6 protein-coding genes and 1 tRNA gene are annotated in these 6,920 nt (G+C 39.1%); 3 read left to right on the top strand and 4 right to left on the bottom strand.

The window, feature by feature from the left end; genetic code table 11:
• Nucleotides 1–498: 498 nt before the first annotated feature.
• The 3 genes from ACIQXP_RS09540 to ACIQXP_RS09550 all read right to left on the bottom strand — a co-directional run bounded on the left by ACIQXP_RS09540 (nt 499) and on the right by ACIQXP_RS09550 (nt 3,685).
• Nucleotides 499–1,710, bottom strand: coding sequence for a bifunctional 3,4-dihydroxy-2-butanone-4-phosphate synthase/GTP cyclohydrolase II (locus tag ACIQXP_RS09540; RefSeq protein WP_090985683.1), 1,212 nt, complete (start codon nt 1,708–1,710; stop codon nt 499–501).
• Nucleotides 1,711–1,849: 139 nt separating this feature from the next.
• On the bottom strand, nt 1,850–3,274 hold the full coding sequence (locus ACIQXP_RS09545; protein WP_090985685.1) for an LptF/LptG family permease: 1,425 nt from the start codon (nt 3,272–3,274) through the stop codon (nt 1,850–1,852).
• A 30-nt stretch (nt 3,275–3,304) separates the two neighbouring features.
• Entirely contained in the window at nt 3,305–3,685 is a 381-nt protein-coding gene (locus ACIQXP_RS09550; RefSeq protein ID WP_090985687.1) for an START-like domain-containing protein, read from the bottom strand.
• Nucleotides 3,686–4,157: 472 nt separating this feature from the next.
• On the opposite strand from ACIQXP_RS09550, the gene ACIQXP_RS09555 reads away from it, so the two are divergent.
• The 3 genes from ACIQXP_RS09555 to ACIQXP_RS09565 all read left to right on the top strand — a co-directional run bounded on the left by ACIQXP_RS09555 (nt 4,158) and on the right by ACIQXP_RS09565 (nt 6,028).
• Nucleotides 4,158–4,523 carry a helix-turn-helix domain-containing protein gene (locus ACIQXP_RS09555; protein WP_293743674.1) on the top strand — a complete coding sequence of 122 codons (366 nt, stop codon included), beginning with the start codon at nt 4,158–4,160 and terminating at the stop codon, nt 4,521–4,523.
• Between the two features lie 166 nt (nt 4,524–4,689).
• Entirely contained in the window at nt 4,690–5,376 is a 687-nt protein-coding gene (locus tag ACIQXP_RS09560) for an IS3 family transposase (RefSeq protein ID WP_293743675.1), read from the top strand.
• A gap of 578 nt (nt 5,377–5,954) precedes the next feature.
• A tRNA-Met gene (locus tag ACIQXP_RS09565) sits at nt 5,955–6,028 on the top strand.
• Here the strand turns inward: ACIQXP_RS09565 and ACIQXP_RS09570 are convergent.
• Complete coding sequence (locus ACIQXP_RS09570) at nt 5,988–6,842, bottom strand: recombinase zinc ribbon domain-containing protein (RefSeq protein WP_387505332.1); 855 nt, start codon at nt 6,840–6,842, stop codon at nt 5,988–5,990. The two genes, ACIQXP_RS09565 and ACIQXP_RS09570, sit on opposite strands and share 41 nt — an antisense overlap.
• Nucleotides 6,843–6,920 lie beyond the last annotated feature (78 nt).

Below are 6,920 nucleotides of genomic sequence, written 5' to 3' on the forward strand. Positions count from 1 at the left end.
CCATATAAGATATTTTTCAGTTCTGAATCGTCACCCTGACCTGTAGCGCAGCGGAAAGCTACGCAGTAATACGAGCCTTCGGCGAGCTCACCCAAGGTAATTTATTTCAGGATCTTTGATGCTACAACATGCTAAATAAATTCAGTCTGAAGAATATCTATAAATCAGGTGCTTTTAAAACACCGTTTCGCCAAATAACTATTTGTCAACCCGCCACAGGTGGGAATCCTGATGCCTGTTGTTTGCTGGTTCTTAATTAGACACCAGAACCACGCCAACATTGATCCTGAAACAAGTTCAGGAGGAATAATCTTATGAGAAATAAACCCTAAAACAAAACCGGTTTAGAAAGACTCAACGCAAAGAAAACAAATACGCATAAAAAAAACCAACAATCGAAAACCGGTCTTCAATTGTTGGTTTTTAACTATTTTAATTATCTAGTGAGGCTAAACGCAGGAATCTCCAAACTCCAAAAACCCAAATCCAAACTTAAGCCTATCCTTTCATAATGGAATGGCCCATTTTATCTCTTTTGGTGGTTAAATAACGTTCGTTGTGTACATTACTTGCAATTTCAATAGGGATATTTTCCACTACTTCTAAACCGTAACCAATTAAACCTGCTCTTTTGGTCGGGTTATTGGTCATCAAACGCATTTTAGTTACCCCTTCTGATCGCAGGATCTGCGCACCTACACCGTAATCACGTTCATCACCTTTAAAACCCAGTTTAATATTGGCTTCAACGGTATCAAACCCGGCATCCTGTAAGTTATAAGAACGTAACTTATTAATCAGCCCGATACCTCTTCCTTCCTGATTCATATAAACTACAATACCTTTACCTTCTTTTTCGATCATTTCTAAAGCTTTATGCAACTGCGGTCCGCAATCGCAACGGCAGGATCCAAAAATATCACCCGTTACACAAGAGCTGTGTACGCGTGCCAAAATAGGTTCGTTTACATCCCATTCGCCTTTAGAAATGGCCAGATGCGTAGCGTTATTATCCAGCTGGGTATAAGCCGTCATCCTAAAATCGCCCCATGCTGTAGGCAAATCGATGCTCACCTCCTGTTTAATCAAACTGTCTATCTTTAAACGATAGGCAATTAAATCCTCAATAGATATGATTTTGAGCTGATGCTGCTCGGCAATTTTAAATAAATCAGGAAGTCTGGCCATTTCACCATCTTCTTTTAGAATTTCTACCAATAAACCTGCAGGTTTCATTCCGGCCAAACGTGCCAGATCTACAGCGGCTTCTGTATGGCCCGCGCGGCGGATTACTCCCCCATCTTTGGCTATCAATGGAAAGATATGGCCTGGCCTGCCCAATTCTTCAGGATCGGTTTTAGGATTAACCAAAGCCAACATTGTTTTAGAGCGGTCGCTTGCCGAAATCCCTGTAGTACAACCATGACCAACCAGATCAACCGAAACGGTAAAATTAGTTTCGTAAGCAGCCGTATTCTTACCCACCATCAGGCTAAGATTTAACTCTTTACAACGCTCTTCTGTTAATGGAGCGCAGATTAAACCACGGCCGTAAGTGGCCATAAAATTAATGATCTCAGGTGTTGCATTTTCAGCTGCCGTTAAAAAATCACCTTCGTTCTCTCTGTTCTCATCATCTACAACAATAATTACTTTACCAGCTTTTATATCTGCGATGGCTTCCTCTATTGTGTTTAATTTTGTTTGCATTTTATAAGCATTATGGGGAAATGGTGTATAAAGCGCCTTAAAAACGGTTTTATACTACAAACAATAACCCGTACAAATGTACAACCTTATTGAGCAATATTTTGATTAAAATATCATCTGTAAGTAAAGGAAAAACGGCCTATTTTTCTTTCTTTTTGAAAAACCTAAGAAAGAGCTGTTTGTAATAATCCACATCGAACAAGGCCGAATCTACTGTAGCCTTATAGGTTAGAAAAGCAGCTAGCGGCGACAGCACAATTACGGCAATCCACATCCCGAATATCGGGTTTAAATTGCCTTCCCGAGCTGATTTTTCGGCCACAGTTGTGATAATGTGGTAGACCAGGAAGAAACAGATCGCCACCACCACCGGCAAACCCATACCGCCTTTTCTAATGATGGCCCCCAATGGTGCACCAATAAAGAACAGCAGGATGCAGGATGCAGCCAACGTAAATTTACGCTGATACTCTACTGTGGTAAAAATGATTTCGCCGGTTAAATCTGTTTGGCGCGGCCCCCAGTTGGGTACACGCTGCATAATATTGGCAACTGTATTGTTTGCGTTTTCAAGGGCCATTTTCCGCGATCCGTTCGGAATACTCTTTAATATGACGTCATCAATCACTTTTGGAACGGCTTTAACCCTGGTATAACCCTTAGTTACGTTAAACTGCTTAAAATTACTGGTAAGGTCAGCCACAGTACGCATTTTCATTGTATCCAATTGCTTGGTCAGCGAATCGCGCTTTTTCACAATCCCTTTCAGGTTTAGCATGGGTGTACTGTTTCCGAAAGCGTTGGGATCGGTGGTACTGCCGTCAAAAGACGACATATCAAAACGGGGCGAAGTTTCTTTAAAACGGTTTCGGGTAAAAATCTGCCTTGGGTTGTACATGCCGTTTTTCGCAGCCTGCTCTTCGTATTGTACACCGTTTTTAAGGTTAAGCACCAAAAACTTACCATCGGCAGTTTTATTCATTTTGCCCTCTCTGGCCAGAATTACTTTCGGAATACCATTATTTTCGCGGTGGTCGTAAATCATGATATTGTGCAGCGTACCGTCCTCCTCTTTTGAATCCACGCGGATGGCATACCCCGGAATTTCATTGTTAAAAACGCCCGGTTTAATTAAAAATGAAAGCTTTTTGTTTCTAATATCATACAAAAGCGAACCAAATTTAAGGTTGGCTTTGGGCAGCATATAGTTGGCAAAAAAGAAAGAGGCTACGGTAAGCATCAAAATAACCACCAACAGGGGGCGCATGGCTTTTTGCAGAGAAATACCTGCGGATTTGATGGCCACCAGCTCATAATTTTCCCCCAATGTGCCAAAAGTCATGATAGAAGAAAGCAACACGGAAAGTGGAAGCGCCATGGATACGTTGGCGGCTGAGGCATAATACATCAGCTCCAGAATGGTGTACCATTCGAAACCTTTTCCAATTAAATCATCAATCCATTTAAACAGAAAAAACATTAACAGAATAAACATCATAACAAAAAATGTTGCTATGAATGGCTTCACAAATGCTTTTATTAATAGAAGATGTATTTTTTTCACCTTACAAAGGTAAACAATACGAAGATAATATTAAGCACCCAAAACGCTAATCAAATAATCGATCTGGTTATCCCAGATTAATTTTTTCTCCGCTAAAAGCTCATCGGTGGTAAAATCGGTAATCGAGAGGGCAACATCATTGGTTAATTCGTCCTGCACAATTTCCATCTCAAAATAACATTGAGGTTCATCGTCCAGCCACTTAAATTTAACCAGTTTATTTTCCTTCACGGCAACCAGCTTTGCTTTTTGCTGTTCATCATCCCAGGTGAAAGTATATACCTGATCGCGAAAATTCACATCATCCGCAAACCATTGCGACAAGCCGTTTGGCTCACTTATAAAACTATACAATATTCTTGGTGACGATCTAACTTCGTACTCTAGTGTAAATTTTTTCTTTTCTGCCATTTTAGTACACTACCAGGATAATTTCCGGACAATTTTTTAATATTCTTTTGCTAAAGAAAGGTAATTTATTCTATATCTGCAACAATATAATTTTTATTGGTTTCAGGTGATGCATTGGTTCATTTGCCATTGGTTGAATGGCTATTAGTTCGTTGGTCACTGGTTGCTTGGTCATTGGTTGCTTGGTGATTGACATTCATTGGTATGTGACCAATTGCAACGCAAAAAGAACACCAATAGCCCGCTATTATATGCTGGTGCATAAAACTTTTCATATCAAAGATCTATTTTTCGATTGCACTTGTATGTGCCTTTTATTGCTTACATGGTTAAGAAATGCGGGGATTGTAGTAAGCTGTTCAGGGATCGAACAAAAGTTATGAGACGGTAATTATTTAAACGGGTTATTTGGCTTTTTTTGTCCATTCCTAAAAAAAGTTTACATAGAAAGTTTTTCAAAAGAAAAAACATTATGATAAGAGCAAAAGCACTTAAAGGTAAGGGTGGTCGTGAATCTATCCATTCTGATAGTTTCCGAATCCAGGTTGCATTAGAATATCTGGATGGATCGTTCAGCCAATCGCAAATTGAGAAAAAATATGGACTTGCGGAAAAATCCGTATATCGTTTCGTAAATTGGTACAAAGAAAACCAGATCGCCACTATGGATCAACACCCACCTGAGCAGGAAATATGCGCCAACAGTTCTGCAGATCAACGAGCACTTGAGAAAAAATTAGCGCTTGCAGAGCTGAAGATTGCCGCACTTGAAAAAGTTATTGCGATGGCCAACCATGAGTATAACACTGACCTTAAACAAAAAGCTGCTACCAAGTGATGGCTGAACTACGCGGAACACGCCGGTATTACAGTATTGATAATCTCTGCTGGGCATTTGGATATACCAGACAGGCCTGGTAAAACCATGTTAAAAGATCAGAACTTCAGTCCTTTCAGGAACACATCGTACTTCAAAGAATAAAAGAGATCAGAAATGATCAGCTATGGGCAGAGATGCTGTATTTGAACTTGTCCGTGAAAATGGTATGCTAATAAAGACTAGAAAACGGTATGCGGTAACAACCAATTCATTTCACAGATACCGGATACATCCAGATCTGGTGCAGTGCAGGCATGCGGAACGGGCGGAAGAAATATGGGTGAGCGATATTACCTACATCACTACAATGAGCGGTTTTACCTATCTGTCCCTAATTACAGATGCATACTCTAGAAAGATAGTTGGCCATTACCTATCCACAAACCTGAAAGCTTCGGGTTGCCTAAAAGCACTTGATAAGGCGGTACTGTCCAGACTATATCCAGAAAGCAAATTGATACACCATTCTGACAGGGGAACGCAGTATTGTTGTGATGATTATGTTGGACAACTCAAAAAAAAGGAAATCAGAATCAGTATGACCCAGACTGGTAGCCCTTATGATAATGCCATCGCTGAGCGGGTTAATGGAATACTTAAAACAGAATTTGATCTCTACCAAACCTTTAAGTCATATAGCCAGGCCAGTGCAGCAATAGACCATGCAATCTATAAATATAATAACCTAAGGCTACATGCAAGTTGCAACTACCTAACACCAGAAAATACACACAATCAGCAAAAAGTAAATCAAAATAAAATAAATCAAACCCATGTAAACAAGTATCAGGAAGAAAACATAACATTGTAAACCCAATACAGTAAAAACAAATTCGATAGTAAACACAAATCAGTAATAAGACTTTTTACTGTAAACTTATTCCAGTATAGGACAATTTAAACTTATTCCAGTATAGGACACCTTTTCATTACCTATTGTTTACCCTTTGCTGGTACCAGGCTTACCCCTGGCTTACCCTTTGCTTACCCATTCTTTACCCTGGCATTACCTATTGCTTACCTAAAAGGTAAACAATAGGTCAATAACTAGCACAGGATGGGTTAAGCAGAACTTAGCTTGGTCACTTCAAAGACTCACAATCACTGAAACCATTTATAACATCTATATACACCATTCCTAAGCACGAGAAATTTTTAAGCTGACAGCTATAAAAAATATATACACTACGTTATTATATTGTATAAACTAGCTTCCTATCGGCGCCAAAGTGAACATTAAAACCATAAAAAAGCAATCAATTTTACTGACTACCAAGCTCTTAAAGTATTTTTTACATTTATTTTTAATTGAATGTATATTTATCCTATATTTGCAACTCTTAAAAATAACCACATCAATATTTACATTTATCGGTAAATATGAAGCCCGGCGGGGTAGCTCAGATGGTTAGAGCGCAGGATTCATAACCCTGAGGTCGGCAGTTCGATCCTGCTCCCCGCTACCCAATCTGCAAAAGAGGCATAATCAAGAGATAATTCTGGTATGCCTCTTTTCTTTTTCGTTATAACTTGCTGAAAATAAGCCATATACAAAAACACGCTATTTATCATCGTGGTTCGACTTTCGTCCGTTTTCTTACTGTAACTTATGCCATGGGGGAACAGTAAACTTTGTATTTGTTGCTTAGTATGATAATCAGCAGAAACCCACTTTAAAGGCAAATCAACGGCATATTCAAGGGCTAAATCTACACATTTTTCAAGGTTCGACTTTTTATTAGACAAGCTCATTAAATTCCTCTCAATTTCAGCTTTTTCTTGGTAATATTTATCTCTAAACTTCTTATAAAGGTCAGCCCCGACCTCTTCCTCAATGTATCGTTCCTCAAGCCGATTTATTTTAATATTGATTTCCTTGTGTTGTAACTGCAACTCCTTGAAGCTTTCTTCTTTGCTATTTGTCATCTGATTGAAGGTCGCCACTACCTGCTTTTTCAATACAACTAAAAAATCTTTAGCCAGGTCAATCCTAAATACTTCAAGTATTTTGATAAATCTGCTATTGAGTACTTCAGCATTTTTATTATTACAACATGATTTAGTTGAGCATTTATAATAATTAATTTTTTTCTTGCGCACCAGATATCCCCTTAATGGCCTTCCGCAATGTCCGCAAGTAAGAAATCTCTTCAGCGGTATATCTGTATTTTCCTCGTTTAGCGAATAGCCGTGAGCATTTTGGTCGAGGAGTCCATTAACTTTCAGAAAAAGCTCACGGGAAACAAGTTTTTCCTGATTATGGATAAACCGCTTCAAATTGACCCCTCTTCGCCACTTTAAAAAGCCCCCCTTTGCCGAGTTAATTTGATAAGGTCCGCCAAAGCAAAGAGACCC

It is taken from the genome of Pedobacter suwonensis, from assembly GCF_044762335.1.
In the GTDB taxonomy this organism is placed as follows: Bacteria; Bacteroidota; Bacteroidia; order Sphingobacteriales; family Sphingobacteriaceae; genus Pedobacter.

What these genes read in the sequence shown, in the direction of transcription:
- ACIQXP_RS09540 (WP_090985683.1), bottom strand. Translation starts at nt 1,710, where the DNA reads ATGCAAACAAAATTAAACACAATAGAGGAAGCCATCGCAGATATAAAA.
- ACIQXP_RS09550 (WP_090985687.1), bottom strand. Translation starts at nt 3,685, where the DNA reads ATGGCAGAAAAGAAAAAATTTACACTAGAGTACGAAGTTAGATCGTCA.
- ACIQXP_RS09555 (WP_293743674.1), top strand. Translation starts at nt 4,158, where the DNA reads ATGATAAGAGCAAAAGCACTTAAAGGTAAGGGTGGTCGTGAATCTATC.
- ACIQXP_RS09560 (WP_293743675.1), top strand. Translation starts at nt 4,690, where the DNA reads ATGGGCAGAGATGCTGTATTTGAACTTGTCCGTGAAAATGGTATGCTA.